Source organism: Peribacillus sp. CSMR9, assembly GCF_033141925.1.
Classification (GTDB): domain Bacteria; phylum Bacillota; class Bacilli; order Bacillales; family DSM-1321; genus Peribacillus; species Peribacillus simplex_A.
Window position 1 is genome coordinate 1 of the sequence record NZ_JAOPHO010000063.1, and the last position, 23,382, is coordinate 23,382.

General features: G+C 40.3%; 16 protein-coding genes and 1 riboswitch. Of the genes, 8 read left to right on the top strand and 8 right to left on the bottom strand.

Going from position 1 to position 23,382, the window contains the following annotated elements; translation table 11 throughout:
* Positions 1-108: 108 nt before the first annotated feature.
* From N9I19_RS20135 to N9I19_RS20150, 4 genes are all read right to left on the bottom strand, one after another.
* A complete protein-coding gene (locus tag N9I19_RS20135) occupies positions 109-2,223 on the bottom strand; it encodes a peptidoglycan D,D-transpeptidase FtsI family protein (protein WP_317778794.1) in 2,115 nt (704 codons plus the stop codon).
* A gap of 386 nt (positions 2,224-2,609) precedes the next feature.
* Positions 2,610-2,963: a hypothetical protein gene (locus N9I19_RS20140; RefSeq protein WP_317778795.1), complete on the bottom strand. Its 354-nt coding sequence runs from the start codon at positions 2,961-2,963 to the stop codon at positions 2,610-2,612.
* Positions 2,964-3,036: 73 nt separating this feature from the next.
* A complete protein-coding gene (locus tag N9I19_RS20145; protein WP_317778796.1) occupies positions 3,037-4,155 on the bottom strand; it encodes a DUF2515 family protein in 1,119 nt (372 codons plus the stop codon).
* 105 nt (positions 4,156-4,260) lie between these two features.
* Complete coding sequence (locus tag N9I19_RS20150) at positions 4,261-4,431, bottom strand: hypothetical protein (protein ID WP_155727248.1); 171 nt, start codon at positions 4,429-4,431, stop codon at positions 4,261-4,263.
* A 506-nt stretch (positions 4,432-4,937) separates the two neighbouring features.
* Between N9I19_RS20150 and N9I19_RS20155 the strand changes: the two genes are divergently transcribed.
* From N9I19_RS20155 to N9I19_RS20165, 3 genes are all read left to right on the top strand, one after another.
* Positions 4,938-6,689: an ABC transporter ATP-binding protein gene (locus N9I19_RS20155; protein WP_317778797.1), complete on the top strand. Its 1,752-nt coding sequence runs from the start codon at positions 4,938-4,940 to the stop codon at positions 6,687-6,689.
* The gene (locus N9I19_RS20160; RefSeq protein ID WP_317778798.1) at positions 6,686-8,704 is read left to right on the top strand and encodes an ABC transporter ATP-binding protein; all 2,019 of its coding nucleotides are present in this window, start codon (positions 6,686-6,688) and stop codon (positions 8,702-8,704) included. Before N9I19_RS20155 ends, N9I19_RS20160 begins: the two co-directional genes overlap by 4 nt.
* A gap of 136 nt (positions 8,705-8,840) precedes the next feature.
* Positions 8,841-9,089 carry a type B 50S ribosomal protein L31 gene (locus N9I19_RS20165; RefSeq protein ID WP_061461980.1) on the top strand — a complete coding sequence of 83 codons (249 nt, stop codon included), beginning with the start codon at positions 8,841-8,843 and terminating at the stop codon, positions 9,087-9,089.
* 110 nt (positions 9,090-9,199) lie between these two features.
* Here the strand turns inward: N9I19_RS20165 and metC are convergent, their stop codons facing one another.
* A complete protein-coding gene (metC, locus tag N9I19_RS20170; RefSeq protein ID WP_317778799.1) occupies positions 9,200-10,381 on the bottom strand; it encodes a cystathionine beta-lyase in 1,182 nt (393 codons plus the stop codon).
* Positions 10,378-11,490: a methionine biosynthesis PLP-dependent protein gene (locus N9I19_RS20175; RefSeq protein ID WP_061461982.1), complete on the bottom strand. Its 1,113-nt coding sequence runs from the start codon at positions 11,488-11,490 to the stop codon at positions 10,378-10,380. The genes metC and N9I19_RS20175 overlap by 4 nt, the downstream gene beginning before the upstream one ends.
* Positions 11,491-11,577: 87 nt before the next feature.
* Positions 11,578-11,691: riboswitch (SAM riboswitch) on the bottom strand.
* 335 nt (positions 11,692-12,026) lie between these two features.
* Between N9I19_RS20175 and fumC the strand changes: the two genes are divergently transcribed.
* Both fumC and N9I19_RS20185 read left to right on the top strand, forming a co-directional pair.
* A complete protein-coding gene (gene fumC / locus N9I19_RS20180) occupies positions 12,027-13,409 on the top strand; it encodes a class II fumarate hydratase (RefSeq protein WP_061461983.1) in 1,383 nt (460 codons plus the stop codon).
* A gap of 109 nt (positions 13,410-13,518) precedes the next feature.
* Positions 13,519-13,761 (top strand): hypothetical protein, encoded by a 243-nt coding sequence (locus N9I19_RS20185; RefSeq protein ID WP_089363779.1) that lies wholly within the window; start codon positions 13,519-13,521, stop codon positions 13,759-13,761.
* Between the two features lie 66 nt (positions 13,762-13,827).
* On the opposite strand, the gene N9I19_RS20190 is transcribed toward N9I19_RS20185, so the two are convergent.
* A complete protein-coding gene (locus N9I19_RS20190; protein ID WP_061461985.1) occupies positions 13,828-14,973 on the bottom strand; it encodes an ABC transporter ATP-binding protein in 1,146 nt (381 codons plus the stop codon).
* Between the two features lie 124 nt (positions 14,974-15,097).
* Entirely contained in the window at positions 15,098-15,982 is an 885-nt protein-coding gene (locus N9I19_RS20195; RefSeq protein ID WP_317778800.1) for a PucR family transcriptional regulator, read from the bottom strand.
* A gap of 499 nt (positions 15,983-16,481) precedes the next feature.
* On the opposite strand from N9I19_RS20195, the gene N9I19_RS20200 reads away from it, so the two are divergent.
* The 3 genes from N9I19_RS20200 to N9I19_RS20210 all read left to right on the top strand — a co-directional run bounded on the left by N9I19_RS20200 (position 16,482) and on the right by N9I19_RS20210 (position 23,220).
* Complete coding sequence (locus tag N9I19_RS20200; RefSeq protein WP_317778801.1) at positions 16,482-17,276, top strand: MBL fold metallo-hydrolase; 795 nt, start codon at positions 16,482-16,484, stop codon at positions 17,274-17,276.
* Positions 17,277-17,800: 524 nt separating this feature from the next.
* On the top strand, positions 17,801-21,154 hold the full coding sequence (locus N9I19_RS20205; RefSeq protein ID WP_317778802.1) for a CDP-glycerol glycerophosphotransferase family protein: 3,354 nt from the start codon (positions 17,801-17,803) through the stop codon (positions 21,152-21,154).
* Complete coding sequence (locus tag N9I19_RS20210) at positions 21,139-23,220, top strand: CDP-glycerol glycerophosphotransferase family protein (protein WP_289338019.1); 2,082 nt, start codon at positions 21,139-21,141, stop codon at positions 23,218-23,220. The genes N9I19_RS20205 and N9I19_RS20210 overlap by 16 nt, the downstream gene beginning before the upstream one ends.
* The last annotated feature ends 162 nt before the right edge of the window (positions 23,221-23,382 follow it).

The window sequence follows — 23,382 nt, forward strand, 5'->3', positions numbered from 1 at the left end:
TATCGAATGAGAATTGTCTTTTTTTTAGTTTGATTTACCGTACTAGTTAGAAAAACGTGAGTTTTTCAGCAGCCTCCTCTTAATCGAGCAGGCCTTTTGTGTAAACCATCATTGTGTGCTTTCTATTGCATTGTCTGCATTAGATTCACTTTTTGATCTTTTTTCCTTCAATTTAAAATAGGTGTCCATTACTTGCTTCCCGATCTGTTTGTTAATATCGTCAGCAGGCTTGCCTTGATAGGCCCATGGCACAACGACAGAGAATGCCACTTCCGGGTTATTGTTTGGTGCATAACCTGCAAGTGTTAGATTAGTGGTATCTACTTGTTTACTATATTGATTTCTTCGCGGTCCGTCATAAAAGGCTTCGGCTGTCCCCGTTTTCGCTGCCGCACGGTAGGACTTACCGCCGAAATATTTATATGCCGTCCCGCCTGGTTCCTGGGCAACCTGTCTGAACCCTTCTTGGACACGCTGGATCCAAACGTCTTTCCCGCCTAAATCGTTTAACACTTTGGGACTCATCGTTTTAAAAACGCTCCCCAATTCTTTGTGTTCGTCAGAAGGATTTCTGATTTCCTTGACCATATGTGGCTCAAGCCTTTTTCCACCGTTTGCAATCGTCGATGCGTACTGTGCCAATTGCATAGGAGTATATGTATCATACTGGCCAATTGATAAATCCAGCAGCAATCCATCTGTAGACATGTCGACGCCTTTAAACCCTACGGATTCATTTGGCAGGTCGATGCCTGTGCGGACACCCAATCCAAATTGGGCATAATGATTCCGCATGATTGCATAAGCTTCCCGGTTGATTCCGAGCGGTCGATTGGGAATATAATGCCCTCCGGCAATTTTGATTGCGGTCATGAACATATAGACATTCGACGATTTCTTTAACGCGGTGACATCCGTTACATACCCTAAATCATTATAAGAGCCTTTCTTAGGAGCCCCTGCTAAAAGGAGTTTTCTGTCAAAAAAAGCTGACCCTGGTGCGATGGCTCCTGTCTGAAAGCCTGTGTAGACAGTGGCTCCTTTAACGGATGATCCCATCGTATAGGAGGTCGTAATGTTTCCAAGGGCAAAATCGTTCATTTCGGTCAAGCCGGTTTTACTGTTACGACCGTATTGCCTACCGGCCATCGTAAGTACCTCGCCTGTATTCGGGTCCATCAAAACGACGAAGGCACGATCCAAAAAGTAGGTATTTCCCTTAGCTTTCGCCCTCCGCAATTCGCTCTCGATTATAGCTTCTACCTTTTGCTGCAGCTCCATATCAATTGTCAGGACCAAGTCTTTTCCGCTTTGTCCTTCGGTGAGGGTATTCGTTTTGATGACCTCCCCTTTGCTCAGCACATTTTCAACCCGCGTCTTTTGGCCGCGCAGGACATCTTCATATTGTTTTTCGAGATAACTTTTTCCGACCCGATCATTCCTGGTATAGTCGCGTGCCAGATAATAGTCAATATTTTCACTGGGAATCCCTTCTTCGGAAGAAGAGACTTTGCCCAGAACCGAGCGGAGGGTCTCGTCATACTTATAGGTCCTTTCCCAATCAGTCGTTACGTCCACGCCTGGCATTTCATCCAAATGCTCACTGACCCTGGCGTATTCCTTTGTAGTGACATCTTTGTTCTTCACGATGGAAGGAGCGAGGGCATAGCCACTATTGAATTCCCGGAAGATGGCTATCACTTCCAATTCATCCTTGGTGAATTCCTTGATATTCTCATCGGTTACCCGTTCCATTTGAAGTTTGTATAAATCTTTTTGCTTCAGTTTCTTTTCGTCTACTTTCTTCCTCTCGGCCTTGGTAATCAAAGCTTCGGCATTTTTCGGATGTTTTAAAATCCAAAAATCCTTTTTATCCGGGGTCGTTACCTTTTTTGTATCTTTTTCTATCAAGGTAGCAAGGACCTCAGCCGTCTTTACCATATCGGCCGTTTTCGTATTCGGGTATTTCGTATAAGTAATGGCATTGCGTGGCTCATTATCAACGACCGGATTCAAGTTCCGGTCATACATCTTCCCACGGGGAACGGGGGTATTGGCCACATCGTTTTCCGTTCGATCGACTTCGCGGAGGTAATCATCCCCATACACGATTTGGACGATGCCAAGCCGGATTATTAAGCTTGAAAATAAAATGAATATTAAAAAGAAAAAAATGTTCAATCGGAAAGGAATTGGGTTTTTTTTCTTTTTTTCTTTGGTCATCATTAACATTCCTTTCTAGTAAAAGTAAAAAATAAGAAAATTCCTATCTCCAATGATATATAAAATTAACTTATTTTTCTATGCTTTATCCGTAAATTTATCTATATTTCCAAAAGATAGTTTAGGAGTTATAAAATTCCTAGTAATCGCACAATTGGGAAAATTAATCTGAATTAATTGCCAATGATTTGGGAGGGATTTTAAAAGAGGAAGAAGAATACTGCGGCAATAATAAAGGAGTTTCGTTATCGTGTAGCTATGTAAAAAAGGGAAGCTCAAATCAAAGTACTTTGGAAGGATGGTCATGGTAAATGAACAATCAAGGACTTTTCACCCTGGAGAATCCATTCACAATGCCTTAAGTACCATGATTTTTTATTCAAGCATTAATTTGCTTCATAATTCCTAACCGGAGTTTGAGTCGCGACACTGATGATCTCTTTGAAATATCCGCATAGCTCAAGCCATTTTTCAGGGTAAATATAGATGAAACGTTCCATCGTAGCTAGAGAGTGAAGCACCAGGCAATCGATTTGACACTTTTTTCGATTCTGTAAATTGAAAAGAAGCTCATGCGGGATGGTGTAATAAGGATGGATTTGATACGGATTCAATATGACCGGGGAAATATTTTTTTCGTCTATATACTTGTCCGTCATGATCTTTTGGATTGCAAAGCTTTCGTTTGTATGTAAATCCCCGATATTGTAGTTTGGATTCAATAGTACAATGCCTCTCATTCGATTCACCCATTCTTTTTGCTAACCATTCTTGCCAAATGGAGGATGGGATATTCAAAGTAAGAGGCTTGATCTAGAAAATGGCTTTCATTCCGTTAAGGGTTTTGAGATGCTTTACATTTTCAAGCACCTTGTTGGTCAGGTCCGCTTTTTTTATAATCGGTGAACTTCTTAAATCTTCTATGAAGCTTTCATTCGTGAACCAATCAATGGAAGGGGGAGGAAAGACAATTTGATCTGCCCATGCATCATGAAGAATGGGGCTATAAACTTTATCGTCTTTTGCCGCGGATGCATCAGAGGTATATATGCTTTCCCAGTAATCCTCTCTTGAACCCGTGTGTGGAACCTCTTTTGTAAATTGGCCAACACCGTGAAAAACAACCGGATCCTGAAAAAGAAGCCCGTATAAGAATTTTCCCGTTTCAATACGCTGTTTCGGATTGGCAAAGCGGTCTACGGTAAGGCCGGTCAAGGAACGGAGTCCGTCTTGTTTATTCGCGTAAGGAAAGATAACGTTCATGAAGCCTAAGTATTCCTGTAGCTGAAAATCGAGCCTTCGAAGGATTTCACCATGGCGGGTGCGTTTTATTACCCTTTCCTGAAGCATTCTTTGTTCATTAATGATAAGGGATGTTGTCAAAAGGGGTGAATGGGGTTCCTCGATGAAAGATTCCCAAATCGGGGCCATGAATCTTGAAATGAGGAATACCGGAAAATACTTCCTTATTGGAAGTTCTTTTTGTTTAGAATGTTCATATAAAAGCAGCTGGGGGAAGGCATCGGCAAATATCGCTGAATTGGCGCGCTCAAGGAACTGGAAAAATTTCTGCCGTTCCGCTCTGTCAAAGAGATGGGTCATGGATGAACTTTTCAAATCAGTCATATGGTATCCCCCATTCCTCGAAACCATATGTGCTAAAAAGGCCCAATGGACCTCTGGATTACGATTATAAAAGGCCAGATATGCTTGTGTTCTTGTAGCATTATTCCGGTTCCAGGCAGCTGCTTCGGTCCGAATGCTTTTTATAAGAGCCGATTCCATAGGTAAAAAAGCTTTAGAAACATCCAAAGGCTGAAAAAGCTCTTTTTGTAAATGGGATTTTAGCGTGTCATATCTTTCAGCATCGATGATGGGTTTTGTTTTGACAGGGAGTTTGCCTAACAGCTTCTGCACATATTGCGAGAACATACAATCACCACGAATGTTTTTCGATCATTATATGCAGAGCCGTCAAGAAAGGGGCGTTGCATTTGCAACGCCCTCAAGTTGATTGTTGATGGTTTTCTTTCGTCATCAGTTATTTTTCTTCTTCTTTTCCCGGTACAATAAAATATAATAAACTATCCAGAAAAGTAAAACAGGAATGAAGGAAACCGGTCTATATTGGACCGGTACGGCAAATAAGATGAAAATGGATGATAATAAAAAGGGAACCGCTAGGAGTATATATTTTCTCCATGGCATATGCTGAACCTCCTTAGGTTACGTCATTATAAGAATAAAGGATTATCCATCAATAATCTAGAAAAGTCACAATTGACAAAAATATACACACGTAGTAATCTTTTAAGATAAGTTAAATATTACCATTAATCAAGGAGAAGGAGGCGAACGTCATGACTAAATCAGTTAAGCACATAGATATCACAATTGAATATCATACGTCCGCCTGCCCTGAAACTTTGTCTTTCTAGACAAAGGATTAGAACGTGCTCATTGATCATTTTAAAGCGCAGGTTGTGAATTTTCGCGGCCTGCGCCTTTATATGTGTTCTTACACATCTAAAAAAGCTTCCGCTAATTGGCGGAGGCTTTTTGGCTTTGGGGATACAGGTGCAATAGCAGCCTTTCCATATAAGAGATAGGAGGAGTTTTAAATGAGACAAATGACATTGGGAGTCTTACTGCAGCCCGGAGATCCAGAAAGCGGTTAGTGAAGGGAAAGGTTTTAACAAAAGGGAGGGGAATTCATGTTTGCGATTTTTAAAAAGCTGTCCTGGTTCTTTAAAGAACAGTGGCAGCGCTATACCTATGCCATTTTATTTCTATGTCTAGTCAATATCCTGGAGGTTATCCCGCCAAAGCTCGTCGGAAATGCCATCGATGATATGAATAATGGCAGCATGACGCAGGAGGGTGTCATGAAATACGTTGTTTATTTGCTTATGGTACTGGGCGGAAGCTACTTATTTGGTTACTTATGGAGTTTTCTGTTATTCGGCGGCGGAAACTTGGTCGAACGAAAAATAAGGTCCGGATTTATGAGCCATTTGCTGAAAATGACGCCGACTTTTTATGAAAAAAACCGTACAGGGGATTTAATGGCCAGGGCAACCAATGATTTAAAGGCAATTTCCCTCACAGCTGGTTTCGGGATATTGACGCTCGTTGACTCGGTTCTGTTCACCATTACGGTTGTGGTCATGATGGGCGCCACCATCAGCTGGGAGTTGACGATTGCGGCGGTGCTGCCACTTCCGATCATGGCAGTGATGATGCAAATCTACGTGAAGAAAATTTACAAACGTTTTACGGATGCACAAGCAGCATTTGGTTCTTTAAATGACAAGGTCCTTGAATCCATTTCAGGTGTCCGGGTCATCCGGGCCTATGTCCAGGAACGGGAGGATGAAAAGCGATTTGATGAAATGACAGAGGATGTTTATCGCAAAAATCTCGCGGTGGCAAGAATCGACGCCCTCTTTGATCCGACGATAAGCATTATCATCGGCATCAGTTATTTAATCGGTTTGGGCTACGGGGCTTATCTTGTTTTTCAACAGGCCATAACGCTTGGCGGACTTGTTTCGTTCAATGTTTACCTAGGCATGTTAATTTGGCCGATGATCGCGGTGGGTGAACTGATCAATGTCATGCAAAGGGGAAATGCTTCGCTTGACCGTGTTCAAGACACCCTTTCATATGAGGCGGATGTGAAGAACTCATTGGGTCTGAAGAGTATTCCGAATCCGGAAAATATCCAATTCAATTCCGTGTTTTTTACATACCCATCCTCAACAGTTGTGAATCTATCCAATATTTCCGTTCAGCTTGAGCGTGGTCAAACATTAGGGATAGTTGGGAAGACAGGAAGTGGAAAAACGACATTCGTGAAGCAATTGCTGCGGGAATATCCTTTAGGAAGAGGAGAAATTGCTTTTGCAGGCATGCCGCTGGAGCAACTGGACATTGAAGATATTCGTAATTGGATCGGCTATGTCCCACAGGACCATTTTTTATTCTCAAAGTCTGTGAGGGAAAATATCTTATTCGGTAAAATGGATGCAACGGAAGATGAACTGGCTGAAGCTATCCGGCTTGCGGATTTTGAGAAGGACTTAATGATGCTGCCCAACCGCCTTGAGACACTTGTCGGTGAGAAGGGTGTCGCTCTATCTGGCGGGCAAAAGCAGAGGATCTCGATTGCCAGGGCACTGATCAAAAATCCAGAAATCCTAATATTGGATGATTCCTTATCCGCTGTGGATGCGAAAACGGAAACGACCATCATTGAAAATATCCAAAATGAACGGGCAGGGAAAACGACCATCATCACAACCCATCGCTTATCAGCCGTTCAGCACGCGGATAGGATTATCGTGTTGGATGGCGGAGAAATCATCGAAGAGGGGACTCACGAAGATTTACTGCAGGATAATGGCTGGTATAGGGAGCAATACGAGCGGCAGCAGGTTGATGAAGGAACGGAGGTGAAGGCATGAAGGTCGTAAAGAAACTTTTTAATTATGCTGCCCTTTATAAAAAATTGATCATTGGCGCCCTGATCATGCTGGCACTTTCGGTAGCGGCCGATTTAACGGGTCCGTTCGTTGCCAAGAAAATCATTGATTCACATATACTTGGCATCGAATCCTCCTGGTATGAAACGGTTAAAGGAAAAGATGCTGTGGAGTATGAAGAAAAATGGTATAAACGGTCTGATTACTTCACTGAAGGTGAGAAGAAAGGCAGGGAAGTCCACGTTCTGCAGGTTGGCAATCAATTTGTCTTCGTAAATGAAGCTGTACCAATGGATGGACGCAGAACCTTGGAGAACCAATCGTTGATCATTAAGAAAGACGGAAAAGAGCAACGGGCGCAAGCAGTGAAGTTGACCAGTCAGGAAGTGATGCGGTTTTACCAACCGGAAATTCCGCGGATCCTTAAGCTTGTGGCTTTTTACTTTGGCCTTGTCATCATTTCTTCCATTTTTCAATATGGGCAGAGTTTTTATTTGCAGAAAGCGGCCAACCGAATCATTCAGAAGATGCGAAATGATATTTTTAAGCATATTTCCCGTTTACCGATACGTTATTTCGATAATATGCCAGCGGGAAAAGTTGTAGCAAGGGTCACTAATGATACGGAAGCGATCCGGGAATTATATGTAACCGTGCTCGCCAACTTTTTCTCGAGCACAATTAATATCTTCGGCGTTCTCATTGCTTTGTTTATTCTGGATGTACGTGTTGGTACCATTGGTCTTTTACTTATTCCGATCATCGTTATCTGGACGACTGTATACCGTAAATTCGCCTCGAAATATAATCACATCATTAGGGAACGGGTCAGCGATATTAATGGGATGATCAATGAATCCATTTCTGGAATGAGCATCATTCAGGCATTTGGACGTGAAAAGGAAACGAAGCAAACATTTGAAAATTTGAACCGGGAGCATTATTCCTATCAAAATAAAATGCTCCATTTGAATTCGTTGACGGGTGGAAACTTGATTGGTGTCATTAAGGTTTTGGCGCTAATGGCATTCGTCTGGTATTTCGGCGGGATTTCCCTTACAGCGAGTTCAGCCATTTCTTTAGGAATGATGTATGCAATTGTTGATTTGATTAGCCGACTGCTTCATCCGCTTCACGGAATTGTCAATCAGTTCGCTAACCTAGAACAGGCACTTGTTGCAGGGGAGCGGGCATTCAGTTTATTGGATGAACAGGGATTGGCTGTCAGTGATGAAAACATATCCAGATACAAAGGAAACGTGCAATTTGAAAATGTTTCTTTTGGCTATAATGATGATGAATATGTGTTAAGGGACATTTCCTTCTCAGCTAAGCAAGGGGAAACGGTCGCTTTAGTAGGCCATACTGGATCAGGAAAAAGTTCAATAATGAATTTACTGTTCCGTTTTTATGATAGCAGCGAAGGGCAAATCAAAATTGATGGCAGGAATATTTTGGATATCCCCCATCAAACGCTTAGGGAGCATATGGGAATCGTCCTACAGGATCCCTATTTATTTACTGGCACCATCGCTTCCAATATCAGTCTGAATCATAAAGGCATCACAAGGGAAATGGTTGAAAAATCATTAAAAGATGTAGGAGGGGACAAAGTGCTGAAGCATCTTCCTTTAGGGCTGGATGAACCCGTGATTGAAAAAGGAGGAACGTTATCTTCTGGACAGCGGCAGCTCATCTCTTTTGCACGTGCTCTTGCATTCAATCCGGCGATTCTGATATTGGATGAAGCGACTGCAAGCATCGACACTGAAACCGAGGCAATTATCCAGGAGGGAATGGATGTGCTGAAAAAAGGGAGAACGACCTTTATCATTGCACATAGACTTTCCACGATTAAAAATGCCGACCAAATTCTTGTACTGGATAAAGGGCGGATTTCCGAGCAAGGTACACATGAAGAATTAATGGAATTAAAAGGGAAGTATTTTCAAATGTATGAACTGCAGGCAGGTCCGCATAACGGGATGGCCGGTTGAAGCACAATTGAATAAGTATGGATAATCAAGATTAAACTATAAGGAGGTGCCGGTTATTGGCACCTTCAAGCAAAATGATTGATAATAGTAATCATTACGTTTAAGGTATACCCATATTAACAATGAGGTGATAATAGTGAAACAAGAAATTCATCCCGATTATCGACAAGTAGTATTTATGGATACCAACAGTGGTTATAAATTTTTGACAGGTTCCACGAAAACGTCCAATGAAACGATCGAGTGGGAAGATGGGCAAACGTATCCGTTATTAAAAGTGGAGATCAGTTCAGATACCCACCCTTTTTATACTGGAAAGCAGAAGTTTGCTGAAAAAGGCGGACGGGTGGACCGCTTTTTGGATAAATATAATATGAAGAAATGAAAGAGAGGCCATCGAGAAATCGTTGGCCTTTATTTATTAATAGATTGAAAAAGAATTAAAATGATGCAAACTAGTGGGTGCCCATAATTTATGAGGCACCCATCCTTTAATCATTTTGCAGCAATTGCTTCCCCTTTTGTAATATTTACGAGGGCAACATCGAAATCCTTGATTAGATCGTCCGGATTTTCAAGTCCGACAGAGAGGCGGAGCAAGCTGTTCGTGATGCCTCGCTTTTCCCTTTCATCAGCAGGCATGGCAGCATGGGACATTTTGGCCGGGTAGGATAAAATCGATTCGACCGCTCCAAGGCTTACGGCAAAGACAGGAAGCTCGACAGTGTTCACGAAAGAGCGGAAGACTTCTTCGCTTTCCAATTCAAATGATAGGACCGCCCCTGCACCAAGCGACTGGCCTTGCTGGATTTCGTGCTGTGGATGATCGGCCAGGCCAGGATAATAAACCTTTTTCACCAAAGGCTGCTCATTTAAGTAGGCGGCAATCTTTTCTGCCCCTTTTTGGGAGTGTTCCATTCTAACGGACAAGGTTTTCAGACCTCTCATTACAAGCCAGGCGTCCTGTACACCAAGAACCGCTCCAAAGGAGTTTTGGAGGGAACCGAGTCTTACTGCCAAATCCGGATCTTTTACTACGGCTAGTCCAGCTATCACATCACTATGACCGGATAAAAATTTCGTTGCGCTATGAAGGACAACATCAGCGCCCAGATTCAGTGGTTTTTGTAATGCTGGGGTCAAGAATGTATTATCAACAAAACTTAAGGCACCGGCTTTTTTCGCGATATCACATACTGCTTTAATATCGGTCACTTTAAGTAATGGATTTGAAGGCGTTTCGATGTATATGGCTCTCGTATTTGGCTGAATGGCCGCTTTAATGCTTTCAAGGTCCGTCATGTCAACGAATGTATGCTCAATATTGAAACGCGTCAAAACGTTTGTGACCATCCTGAACGTACCGCCATACACATCTTCGGAAATGACGATATGGTCTCCGGCAGACAACAGCAGGAAAGCTGTTGAAATGGCTGCCATACCTGATGAAAAGGCAAAACCGTGAGTGCCTTCCTCAAGTTCGGCAATGATATCTTCCAGTGCTCCGCGAGTTGGGTTCCCGCTTCTGCTGTAATCATATTTGCCGAATTGATCGATATCGGATTGATGGAAAGTGGATGCGTGCTGAATGGGGACGCTCACACCGCCTGTTGCAGGATCGAATTTATGTTGATTATGAAGTAATTTGGTTTCAAAGCTGAAATCATGAGTGGTCATCGTAGTGCCTCCCTTTTTACATGTGCGAATGCTTGCTGTAAGTCCTGGATCAAATCTTCGCTGTCTTCAATGCCGACGGAGAAGCGCAGCAGGCGATTGCAAACCCCGTTCGCCGTTCTGACTTCAAGCGGTATATCGGCATGTGTTTGTGTAGCAGGATAGGTGATGAAGCTTTCAACCCCTCCAAGGCTTTCTGCAAACGAAATCAATGAGAGTGATTGTAAAAATGGGTTGACCGCCGCTTCATCAATGATACGGAATGAAATCATGCCTCCTCTACCGGGATACAATACATCTGTAACACAATCATGTTCCGACAAGTAATCTACAAGTATCTTGGCATTCTTTTCATGACGTTCCATCCGCAATGCCAGGGTTTTCATTCCGCGCATCAACAGCCAGGAATCAAAGGGGCTCAAGACAGCTCCCATGCCATTATGATGGAAGGCAAGTGCATCACATAATTCAGCGCCGCTAGCAACGATCAGTCCAGCGAGCACATCATTATGACCACCGAGATACTTGGTTGCACTGTGGATCACAATATCTGCTCCAAGCAGGATGGGTTGTTGAATAAGAGGCGTGTAAAAGGTGTTATCAACGATTAACAATAAATTAAATCGTTTGGCCAATGCTGCAACGGCGCTAATGTCCGTTTGCTGCATTAGAGGGTTAGTGGGAGTTTCGATGAAGATGGCTTTCGTGTGAGGAGTGATGGCTTTTTCAATATCCTCCAAACAACAAGTGTTCACATAGTCGCACTTCAATCCCCATTTCTTAAACCCTTGTTCCAACAGACGATATGTACCGCCATAAAGATCTTCGCTGACAATCCATGCATCATCTGATTTAAATAAGGCCAGTATAGTAGAAATGGCTGCCATTCCTGAACTGCAGGCATACCCTTGGTCGCCTTTTTCCAGATCGGCGATGGATCGTTCCAATAGTTGGCGTGTAGGATTACCTGTCCTTGTATAATCAAATCCAGTCGATTGGCCGATTCCTTCATGGCGAAAAGCTGTTGAAAAGTATACTGGCGGATTGACTGTTCCTGTCGCCGTTTCACTGCGATTTCCTAATTGAGCAAGATATGTTTCAGTTTTGTACATAGTTTTCACTGCTCCTTTTTAGTTAAATAAAATAAAAAAAAGTCTTCTTTAAGAAGAAGACTTTGATTAAATAGGGACGAGTCATTCTTCTTATCTTCCAAGTTCACAAACTTGTGGAATTAGCACCTTTTCATTGGTTTGAAACAAATGAAGGTTGCTGAGGTGTCATCGGGCCATTCCCTCTACCTCTCTCGATAAGAGTTTAGATTATTCAATTTCTTTTGAATTTACTATATATATAAAATACTGTCAAGAACATTTTGGATGATAGTGCTTTGATTTTCATGAATAGGGCAATTGGAGACTAGCGGTGTCAACACTTTATGTGTCTAAAAAGAATATCCAAAATTTGCATGGGTCCAGGGATAAACACGATATTAAATGGATTTTAAAGAAAAAGGGGGAGGCTTGGCCGGTTATTTTTGCATTAAAAAAATAAAGTTTGTACAATGTATAGAGAGAAAGAATAATATGACATTATTCATTTCATATACATATGTCTTCGATGAATAGTGCAAACAATAGGAGGAGAACACATGGAATACAGAATCGAACGAGATACGATGGGTGAAGTGAAAGTTCCTGCCGATAAATATTGGGGTGCACAAACGGAGAGAAGCCGTAACAATTTCAAAATCGGTAACGAAAAAATGCCGATTGAATTAGTTCGTGCATTTGCATACGTTAAACAAGCTGCGGCAAAGGTGAACTTTGATCTTGGCGATCTTTCGGAGGTTAAAAAGAATGCCATCGTTAAGATTTGCGACGAAATCCTTGAAGGTACGCTTGATGAACATTTCCCACTTGTAGTTTGGCAAACGGGAAGCGGTACGCAAAGTAATATGAACGTGAATGAAGTGGTCGCTAACAAAGGGAATGAATGGTTAAAAGAAAATGGTGAATCCGAAACCCTTCACCCGAATGATGACGTTAACAAGGCACAAAGCTCCAATGATACTTTCCCGACCGCCATGCATATTGCAGCCTTTATGGAAGTCGCTGAAAAATTGGTTCCTGCCATCAAAGCACTTCGTGATACTTTCGATTCAAAAGAAAAAGAATTTTGGGATGTCGTGAAAATTGGCCGGACACATCTTCAAGATGCAACACCACTGACTTTGGGACAAGAAATTTCCGGTTGGAAAGCGATGCTCGATAAAGATCTCGCGATGATTCAGGAAAGCAGCCAAAAATTATTGAACCTGGCCCTAGGCGGAACGGCTGTAGGAACGGGAATCAATACAAAAAAAGAATTCCCAGGACTTTCGGCCAAACAAATTGCAGCAGATACAGGACATCCCTTCGTCACTTCGGATAATAAGTTCCATGCATTGACAAGCCATAACGAAATCGTCTACGCACACGGTGCGTTGAAAGCATTGGCAGCGGATTTAATGAAAATTGCGAACGATGTCAGATGGCTGGCAAGTGGCCCTAGAAGCGGAATCGGCGAAATTGCCATTCCTGAAAACGAGCCAGGCAGCTCCATCATGCCAGGTAAAGTCAATCCTACACAAAGTGAAGCGCTTACCATGATTGCGACACAAATCGTGGGTAACGATGCTACGATTGGCTTTGCAGCAAGCCAAGGTAACTTTGAACTGAATGTATTCAAACCAGTCATCATCTATAACTTCCTGCAAACGGTGAAATTATTGACGGAAGGCATTCACTCTTTCAACATTAATTGTGCAGTTGGCATCACTGCAAATGAAGATAAAATCAAAGAAAATGTAGACCGTTCACTTATGTTGGTAACAGCATTGAACCCGCATATTGGTTATGAAAAAGCAGCCAAGATCGCCAAAACTGCATTCAAGGACAACTCTACGTTAAAAGAAGCGGCGTTGAAATTAGAATTCCTGACGGAAGCTGAATTCAAAGCATGGGTAGATCCTGCTGACATGGTTAATAAATAATTGCATAGGAGTGCCCTCCCGTTGGTTTTAGGGAGGGTGTTCCCATATGTTAAAATAATGGAATCAGCAAATAATGAAATCATAAGTATCGGGGACAGGAGGAAAAACAATGTCTTTATGCCCGCTTTGCAACGGTCTAAGAAAAATTCATGTAAATTGCCCGGAGTGCAGCAGTGATCTTGATGATAAAGGGAAATTCATGGATTACGCTGATGATTACAGTGCTTATATGGATATCGACACACTTAAAGAAAACGACGGATACCCTCAATCCCTTCAAAAAGGCCAATGCCCGCATCTCATGAAATGCTCTGAATGCGGACATGATGAAGTGGTTTTGGTCCAGGAATAGGATTTGCCCCTTAGATATTATTTGAATAAACGAAAAAGACCCATTCATGAACGGGTCTTTTTGCGTTTAATTAGCAGATAACTTCATGCTTTCCTGCATCTGTTCATCTTCTTCAACTAAAATGCGATGTTCGGTCCCTTTATCGAAAAAGTGGGCTTTATTCATGTCAAGGGCAAGTTTGATTTTCTCGCCTGCCTGGATAATATTCTTGGCATCGACCCGTGCGACGAAGTCCTGCCCCTCTAATGTGGAGTAAAGCATGATCTCCGCGCCCATGAGCTCGGCTACATCAATTTGGGTTGTGAATGTTGTGTTTGGGGACTCCGTGAAGTAAACTCCTTCATTATGGAAATCCTCCGGACGGATGCCAAGGATTATATCTTTTCCGACATATCCTTGATCACGCAGCATTTTCATCTTCAATTCTGGTATTTCTAGCGTTTGTGCACCAATTTTAATCGTGCCTTCTTTTAATGTTCCGGTGAAGAAGTTCATGGCAGGCGATCCGATAAAACCGCCGACGAAAACGTTAATGGGTTTCTCGTAAACGTCCTTTGGTGCACCGACCTGTTGGATGATACCATCTTTCATTACGACAAGACGTGTCGCCATTGTCATTGCCTCTGTTTGGTCATGTGTGACATATATCGTCGTGGTGTCCAGCCGTTTATGTAGTTTAGCGATTTCCGCCCGCATTTGAACCCGCAGCTTTGCGTCGAGATTGGATAGTGGCTCATCCATCAAAAAAACCTTTGCGTCCCTTACAATTGCACGGCCAAGTGCCACACGCTGGCGCTGACCACCGGAAAGGGCTTTAGGTTTCCTGTTTAGCAGCTCTTCAAGTCCGAGGATCCTTGCAGCATCATTGACCCTTTGCTTGATTTCCGCTTTTGGTGTTTTCCTGAGCTTCAATCCAAATGCCATATTGTCATAGACGGACATATGGGGATATAAGGCGTAGTTCTGGAAAACCATCGCAATATCACGATCTTTCGGAGGGACATCATTGACTCGCTTGCCGTCTATATATAAATCCCCTTGGGAAATGTCTTCCAGTCCGGCAATCATCCTTAATGTCGTCGATTTACCGCAACCTGAAGGTCCCACAAAAACTATGAATTCCTTATCGGCAACACGAAGGTTGAAGTCTTTAACAGCCGTTACCTTTTTATCATAAATCTTGAATATATGATCTAATATTAACTCTGCCATGAAAAATCCCCCTTTTAAACTCCTGATTACTTGTACTAATTAACTATAGTCTAAGCTATCAGTTTAGAAAAAAGTATGGGCACATTGCACAAAAATGGATGATGATCCCTGTTTTTGATGAAAATTAATCATTCATTAATATAATCAAGTACGCGGTCAAGGCGTGACGAAAGTTTCTAATATCGAGACCAGTTCTTTCAGTGAATTTATCTATCCGGTATTGTAAGCTGTTCCGATGTATATAAAGCTGTTTGGCGGCATAGGTAGCATTGGAGTTACATTCGATATACGTTTTAATCGTTTTGATAAGTTCAGTATCCTGTTTGGTCTTGCCGAGAATCTCATTGATATACCACTTTGAATTCGTAACGGATAGGTCATTTATTAAAGAATGGGGGATGATGTCTGCCAAATCAGCCACCTTTAGATCCGGCAGATGTACTTGTGCCAAATCAAAACATTTTTTCTCCTGATTCCTATGATGATGCAGGTATTGATTTACTGGGTGAAAGCGCCCGGTGAACATTCGGGTCTTTACATAAAAGTCACTTTCAAGCGTGGAAGAAATGGCGATTAGTTCTTTATTTGATAAAGATTCATCCTTGTCCGTTTCAATTAAGATTCCTGCCGTTTCATTTTCCCAGACAATGGCTGCGTCAGATGGAACGAAAGCGAGGAAGGCGTCTTCAAAATCGGAGTGGGAATAATCAGCATGAGTTAGCTTGAAATGAATGAATCGAACATTCTCCCAGCTTGTTAAAGGCAATGGTGCATTCGGTTCGGATAAAAAAGTTTTCCATGATGTGCCTGGAAACGTATTGAGGTTATTTTGGTTTATGGAAGGAACAAAAAGCAGTTCCAATAAACGGATTTCTTCAGCTGTGATTTCTGAACGGGGAATGCCAAGTATACTTCTTGAGTCTTCGAACCAAACATAGTCAGTAAAATCATTAGTATCCTTTTTATTGGTAAGAGCGTTCGGGAATTTTTGTTTGAGATTTTCAAGCATCGTTTCCACCTTCTTTCTCCCTTTCCATATCATTATAGCGAAAAAGAATAAAGTTCAAAAGAATAGGATATTGCCAGTTTTTCCGAGAAGGGAAAGTGCATTCCTTCTAGGTAAAGACGCGTAATAAATATTTTCTGTTCGGCAGAAAATTTAGCCATAGAAAAACACCCCGTAAATGTTAGTTTGGTGTCTAACATTTACGGGGCAGTTCAAGTTTGCCTACAGTTTTTTTATGGCTTGTAATTTGAACGTTGATTGGAACAAAAGGCACTTGCTTTCCGCGGGTGGTCCGCCCTCGGCTTGCGCCTGCTTTTTGTTCCGTGCTTTTCGTTAAAAACCATTCCTCTAAAAATGGGCTAAATGACAATTATCAAGCCTTTCCATCCAGGTTAATTATTCCATTATTTTCTTGTCAAAAGGGTAAAGAGATAATACATTTATTATAATAATGTGAAAAAGGCATATAAAACTATTTTTTCCAATAATGGGGAGGAAATGCATGATAGAGATAAAGACAGTAAATGATGTGGTTTGTGTGCACGGGACTCCTAGCGGCAAGTCGGGGATGAGTGTCTATGTTTTTTTAACGGATGGTCTATTGATAGATACAGGTGCACAGATATTATTGGAAGGGCTTGTTCCATTCTATGAGTCCGCAGACTTCGATTTAGTGGCGCTGACACACTATCATGAGGACCATACGGGGGGCGCAGCCTGGATAATGGAACATAAAAAGGTTCCGATATTCATTCATCCGATGTCGGTCGATGCTTGTGCGAAGGATGCTGAATATCCTGAGTATCGCAAAAAATTTTGGGGGAAGAGAGACGCCTTTAAGGCTGATCCGCTAGGGAAGGCCATTCATTCCCGCACCCAAAAGTGGGAGCCGATTTTTACCCCTGGTCATGCGAAGGACCATATGGTGTATTTGAATCACAGTAATGGCATGCTCTTTTCCGGAGATCTTTTCGTAACACCAAAAACAAAGCTTGTCTTACGGGAAGAGTCTGTCCCGATCATCATCGATTCTATAAAAAGATTACTCCAATATGATTTTGGAGAAGTGTATTGCTGTCATGCCGGGCATGTTCCGGATGGAAAGGAAATGTTCCGAAAAAAACTAGATTATTTGGAAAACCTCCGTGGTGAAATTTTGCGTTTACATCATCAAGGACTGACCGTTCATGAGATCCAGCAACTCGTTTTACCGAATCGATATCCCCTTATCGAGATATCTGAGCATGAATGGGATTCGAAGCATATCATTACATCAATACTAAAGGAAATATTTTGAGTGCAAGGGAGAATGAATGAAATAAGGGGGATTTTCCATTGTAGGCAAGGGGTTATCGCTTCTTGCCGTTTTCATGGAAGAGTGTAGAAGTTAAATCTTGGGTCTTCATAATTTTCTAAAAAAGACTTAATGCGCAAACGGAAATTGCGTGACCATAGGTAGATTCAGGGGATAGACAGTATGGAAAGAAAAAGGATCCGAACTCCATGAGAATACGAGAGTAATGCATAGGATGTAAAAGCTAATCGGGTGAATAGAAATGAATTTCTAAAATAAGCAAAGTTTAAACGCATTTGCCTCGGGCCGCTTTGTTGATGTTCACGTGATTTGGTATAATCATATGTTTAAAAGTATGCAATTCACAATATCATAACAAGAGGCCTATTGTTTAAATTTATGAAATTATTTGAATATTTATTTAAACGAGGGATTGTCAGTTTCATTAAAAATGGGCTGCTTTTTATAGTATGATAGTCATAGAATATGAACAAGCTACATTACATTGAAAAAAAGGTGATCAACTAGTGGAAACAATTCATGCAACCAGTTTTAACTTAAGAGGCTCAAAGATTGAAATAATCATAAATGAAAATATAGAATCAGCCGATATAATATTGCAAGATAATGAAACGAAAGAAGAACATATTTACGATAAAGTAATTTGTAAAAGTTTGAATGAGGAAACCTGTTTGACCATTTCACTTGATAATATGAACTGGCCAGATGTACATAGGACAACTTATACAATTTTGCTTAAAATGAACCAAGAGTTGTTCAGACTGGTCAAACCTACTATAAAAAGAATGAAGAATCGATTGTTCGCCCGTTCTTATTATCAAATTTCACAAAACGAGACTGCAATCATCTTTCTGAACAAAAAAAACACCCTAAGTATAATGTATGGCAATTCAGCCAGCATATTTCGTGCATCTTGTAAAGTGGTTTCAGATAATTTATACATCTCCGCTATGGAAGTGGAGGGGGAAAAGGCAAGGTTTTTCCATGAAGAAGGAGAGTTAGGTAAGCTATTTCTGACTATATATGATCCTGCAACCGAGTGCACCTCAGCAATTGGAGCCGTGCAGGGTGAAAGGAATACAATAGAAGTGGATTTATCAAAACTTGCTGAAATTCCTTCCTCTGCCAACTTGTATGTTGAAGCGAAAATAGGCAAGGTTTTAAAGTCATACAAACTTCAGTTCAATTCCAACCTTGTTCACAGACATAGTGAGCTTTCCTTTTACGAAATGGATCCGTTGGCTAATTCATTGGAAAGCATTAAAACACGATATTTTGATGAACTTGAAATAAAGGGTGACCATCTTCTCGTTCGATTGATGGAGCCTTCCTGTCAGCCCACTTCCGTTGTTTTTGAAAAAAGCACATCAGCAGAATGGGTTCAAACGCACGAATTCAGACAGGATGGACAACTTTTAGTAATCGATTTGAAAAAAATCTTTAATGATATCTTTTTTAAAACTGGTCAAAAGTGGAAGGTTTATGTTAAAGAGGTCATTGCCGGGGATGTACAGTTAAGTAAATTAAAACCCATATCAACATTTGCATTTCCTCAATTGGAACAGCTACCTCTTGAACTGGTGAAAACTCACGCCATGGCTTATATCTCGCCTAAAGCTGAGTTGGGAATTCTATTGGGTGAAAGTGAAGACGTCAATAAAGCTCGTTTCTATATTACGAAGAATAGACTGCCAATACATGACTTAAGCTTCCATGAATATGAATTATCTTTTTCCATGGAAGATATCCAAGATGCCGAGGTTAATTCCGCGTACGTAGTTATTAAAAATAGAAAAAGCGGAGAAATGCATCGAGTGCCATCGATTCTAAAAATAAACTCCCGACAAATTGAAGTCCATTCGAATTTGGAGCCATTTATTAGAAGTGGGATAATTCCATCAAGGTGGGATGTTTTCATTGAGATAACGTATGCGAATGTAATGGAATTGAATCGGGTTGGTTTTTACGACCAAAAGAAACTTCCTATGGAAGAAAGATATTTACCTTCTATTCAGGCAGATGAAGAGAATGTTTTTACACCTTATTTAACAGCCCGGAATGAACTCTCCTTTGTTATTGGTACAGAGTTTGCACTTCGGCATGAAAAATTAAAGTCAAAAATTCTGATTAAGAATGTTGTTCTAAAAAAATCGATACTTGAAATCGAAATAATACTCTCTTTGCCAGACGCTCAAAGTTATCAAGTAAAGGGAATGTTACTTAAGCATCGTAACAATGAGGCATTTACGCGACTTCCCGTGACTTTAAAGAAGAAGAGCATATTATCTGAAGTCAATTTAGACGAGCACGAATTTGAACAGTTTTATTGGGATTTTTATGTATTGGTTGACGTAGAAGGTGAGGATTACGAATTAAAACTTAAACGTCCAACAGATAATGTCCGTAAAAAATTGAATAGGACTATTAATGATTATTCATATTCAAAAGAGGACGACCATGTTGTATATCCTTACATTACAAGAAGTAACTCTCTTGCGTTAACATACAGAATGAAAAGTGTTTATGAAGCACCAATTTTCAAGTGGAAAGAAAAAATATCCTACTTCGTTTATAAGATGCTTAATAGGTATTATGATCATAAAAATATTTGGCTTGTTTACGAGAAGATGTCAGAAACCGCACAGGATAATGGCTATCACTTTTTTAAATATTGCTATAATGAACAACCGGAGAGAAATGTCTATTATATTATAAAAAAAGATTCTCCTGATATGGCTAACCTTAAAGGGTTTGAGGATCGTGTAATCCATTTTATGAGCTTTAAACACTTGATCTATTTATTTTCCTCTAAACTGCTCATCGCATCAGAAACCAAGGGACATTCTTATGTTTGGCGTGTACAAAAGGGTAAAGTGATTGAGTATTTAAGAAGGAAGAGAATTGTCTTTTTACAACATGGAGTACTGGGTTTAAAGAAAATCGATAGTACGCTAAATAAGGGTTCATCAGAGGAAGTGGATTTGTTCGTTACCTCTTCAGATTTTGAAAAAGAAATCGTGAAAAATTATTTTGGATATAACGAGAAGGATATCATCGTTACCGGTTTAAGTCGATGGGATGACGTAAACAAAGAAGAAACTCCAATAAAACGACAAATTTTCTTAATGCCTACATGGAGGAATTGGCTTAATGAAGTGTCTAATGATGCATTCATTGAATCGAATTACTTTAAAAGTTATATCGGTTTATTGAATTCGGAGAAATTGATGGATTTGCTCCGGATACACCAGGTGGAATTGAAGTTTTATGTCCATCCTAAATTTCAGCCTTTTATTGATCAATTCCATACAACTTGTGATCAGATCGAGATAATCAAGTTTGGTGATGTTAATATCAGCAAGTTGATCCGTGAATCGGCACTCTTGATCACTGACTACTCAAGTGTTGCTTGGGATATGTACTATCTTGAAAAACCGACTATCTTTTATCAGTTCGATCTCGATGAATATACGGAATTACAAGGAAGCTACATGGATATGAATAAAGAATTATTCGGGGATCAAGCACTGAATACGGATGATTTGTTAACTTCCATTGAAAATAGCATACGTAACAACTTTGAAGAACAAGAAATCTTTAAAGAGAAAAGAAGTCAATACTTCGCTAATATCGACAATCAAAACAGTGAACGTATTTATAATAATATTTTAAAGAATGAAAAAAGATTAAAGCCAAGAAAAGTTTCTTTTTATAAAAAACTCACAAAGGTGACATTGCTGAGAAAGATGTGGCGCTTTGCAAAACGCAAAAAAATAACTAGGAAGCTGGCTTTTTCATTAAGAGATCATTTAATGAATCTGAATGAAAGGGGGGTTCGCGGCCTATGGGACAGAAGATAATCACGGTGGATCATCTAGTATGTAAAGATGAAAAAATCTCCTTTCATTTCAAGAATCCCCATCCCGTGAAAATCATTGGCATTGAAGAAAGCATGAAAATAAGATGGACATTCGATACGGATATAATCGATTCAAAAATGGTAATCGACCTTAAAAGCTTTAACGCAGAATATTATCAAGCGGCATCACGCTGGAAATTGTATGTGGAAGAAAATGGGGAACTGCATCGAATACAAATTAGCGGGGGAAAGAATGAGTATTTCCATTCAATCCCCTCTATTGGCGTTCAAGTGATAACCCCCTACATCACCAGAAATGGTGGTTTAAGCATCGTGATTAAACAACCGATCCACCTGTCGGATGAGGTTCTTTCAGCAAAAATGTCGCTGATGTCTTTAAATTTTAAAGGTAACTTCCTGACTGGTACCGTACGCCTTGAAATGAAAAGGGAATATGAAATGGTCGGACTAGTCTTAAAGCCGAGGGATATATCCGAGGACAAGCAGTATTTGTTCCAGGTGAAAGGGAAAGATAAGCTTTCTTTTGAAATCGATGTTGATTCAATGGAATTGCGCCCGTTTTATTATGATTTTTATTTGTTAGTCAGGGTTGATGGGAATGATCATTATATTCGATTTAAGAATCCTACGTGGTCGGCCTCAAGAAAGTTGAATAAAAGACTTTTTGGAATGTCCTATACTTTTGATAACGGTTTTTGGATTTATCCATATATCACGGCATCAGGTACATTGGCATTAACTTATAAGGAAAAAACAGAATACGAGTCGAATATGTACTTTTTTAAAGAAATTCTTGCTTCTTGGGTTTTTAATATTCTTCGTCCTTATTATATGAAAAAAAATATTTGGTTGATTTACGAGAAAACGGCTGATAGGGCCCAAGATAACGGTTATTATTTCTTTAAATATATTTATGAAAATCATAAGCATCAACAAGCTTATTATATTATAAAGCCTGATTCAGAAGATTATCCGAAATTGGAAGGCATGAGAAATAGAGTGGTTGAATTCATGAGCTTTAAATATATGGTTTACATGTTTTCTGCTCAGCTGCTAGTGTCTTCTGAAACAAAAGGGCATGCGTACGACATACGCATTCAAAAGGGCCGCATTAGAAAAGCGATGAATTATAAGCCGCTTGTCTTTTTACAACATGGTGTTATTGGTTTGAAGAAACTTAATAGCATCTTTAAAAAATCAAGCATTAATGCACCAAGTCTTTTTGTCGTTTCTTCACCTGCTGAAGGGAAAATCATCCAGAACCATTTCGGCTATAGTAAAAAGGAACTTATTGTAAGTGGCCTGCCGCGATGGGATGTCATTGAAAATAAGTCTAAGGGAAAAAGTATCTTATTAATGCCGACATGGCGTGTTTGGCTTGAAAACTTGCCTTTTGAGGAAGTGGAAAAAAGTGAGTATGTTCAAGTGTTCAGGACGTTTTTACAATCTAAAGAATTGAGCCAGCTATTGGAGCAACATGATTTGACGCTGTATTTTTATTTGCATCCTAAATTCGAAGACTTTATTGACCATTTTTCAAATAATAATCATAGGATCATCATTTCTAATGAACAGGACTTAAATTCCTTATTAATGCAAACTTCCATGTTGATTACGGACTACTCAAGTGTTGCGTGGGATATGTTTTATCAGAAAAAGCCTGTAATTTTCTACCAATTCGATCTAGAAACATACAATAAGTATCAAGGCAGTTATATGGATTTAGATCATGAGTTATTTGGTGATCAAGTTTTCACTACAGAAAAGTTGATATCGACCATTAAAGATTATACAGAAACCGGTTTTGAAGAAAAAGAAGGCTTTGGTCTTTTAAGAGAAATGTATCTTCCCTACATTGATCATTCCAATAGCCAACGAGTTTATAATGGAATTCAAGAGAAACAAGGGATGTTGAAGAAGATTAAACGTAAGCAGTCGATTTCTAGGCTTTTGAGTAATCCTGGGTTACGTTTCCTTTGGAGTAAATTTAATAATGTGAAACCCATAAAGAGAGTGGGAGAACGAATTCGGTTGAAAACTAAATAAGTACATTTACAATTGAAAAATGGCGAATACATTTATTTGTTGCTATGTTTCGTATGCACTCAAACAACTTCCGTGAGGAAGTTGTTTCAGACTGTAGACAAACTCGATGAAAATCGAGTTTGTCTATTTTTTATGAGTTGTACAATTTGGCCGTTGATTTTC

Bases quoted from the DNA above. Each gene is read 5' to 3' on its own strand.
- N9I19_RS20160 (WP_317778798.1), top strand. From the start codon at position 6,686: ATGAAGGTCGTAAAGAAACTTTTTAATTATGCTGCCCTTTATAAAAAA.
- N9I19_RS20195 (WP_317778800.1), bottom strand. From the start codon at position 15,982: ATGCTTGAAAATCTCAAACAAAAATTCCCGAACGCTCTTACCAATAAA.
- N9I19_RS20200 (WP_317778801.1), top strand. From the start codon at position 16,482: ATGATAGAGATAAAGACAGTAAATGATGTGGTTTGTGTGCACGGGACT.
- fumC (WP_061461983.1), top strand. From the start codon at position 12,027: ATGGAATACAGAATCGAACGAGATACGATGGGTGAAGTGAAAGTTCCT.
- N9I19_RS20150 (WP_155727248.1), bottom strand. From the start codon at position 4,431: ATGCCATGGAGAAAATATATACTCCTAGCGGTTCCCTTTTTATTATCA.
- N9I19_RS20140 (WP_317778795.1), bottom strand. From the start codon at position 2,963: ATGAGAGGCATTGTACTATTGAATCCAAACTACAATATCGGGGATTTA.
- N9I19_RS20175 (WP_061461982.1), bottom strand. From the start codon at position 11,490: ATGTACAAAACTGAAACATATCTTGCTCAATTAGGAAATCGCAGTGAA.
- N9I19_RS20145 (WP_317778796.1), bottom strand. From the start codon at position 4,155: ATGTTCTCGCAATATGTGCAGAAGCTGTTAGGCAAACTCCCTGTCAAA.
- N9I19_RS20155 (WP_317778797.1), top strand. From the start codon at position 4,938: ATGTTTGCGATTTTTAAAAAGCTGTCCTGGTTCTTTAAAGAACAGTGG.
- N9I19_RS20185 (WP_089363779.1), top strand. From the start codon at position 13,519: ATGTCTTTATGCCCGCTTTGCAACGGTCTAAGAAAAATTCATGTAAAT.
- N9I19_RS20135 (WP_317778794.1), bottom strand. From the start codon at position 2,223: ATGACCAAAGAAAAAAAGAAAAAAAACCCAATTCCTTTCCGATTGAAC.
- metC (WP_317778799.1), bottom strand. From the start codon at position 10,381: ATGACCACTCATGATTTCAGCTTTGAAACCAAATTACTTCATAATCAA.
- N9I19_RS20190 (WP_061461985.1), bottom strand. From the start codon at position 14,973: ATGGCAGAGTTAATATTAGATCATATATTCAAGATTTATGATAAAAAG.
- N9I19_RS20210 (WP_289338019.1), top strand. From the start codon at position 21,139: ATGGGACAGAAGATAATCACGGTGGATCATCTAGTATGTAAAGATGAA.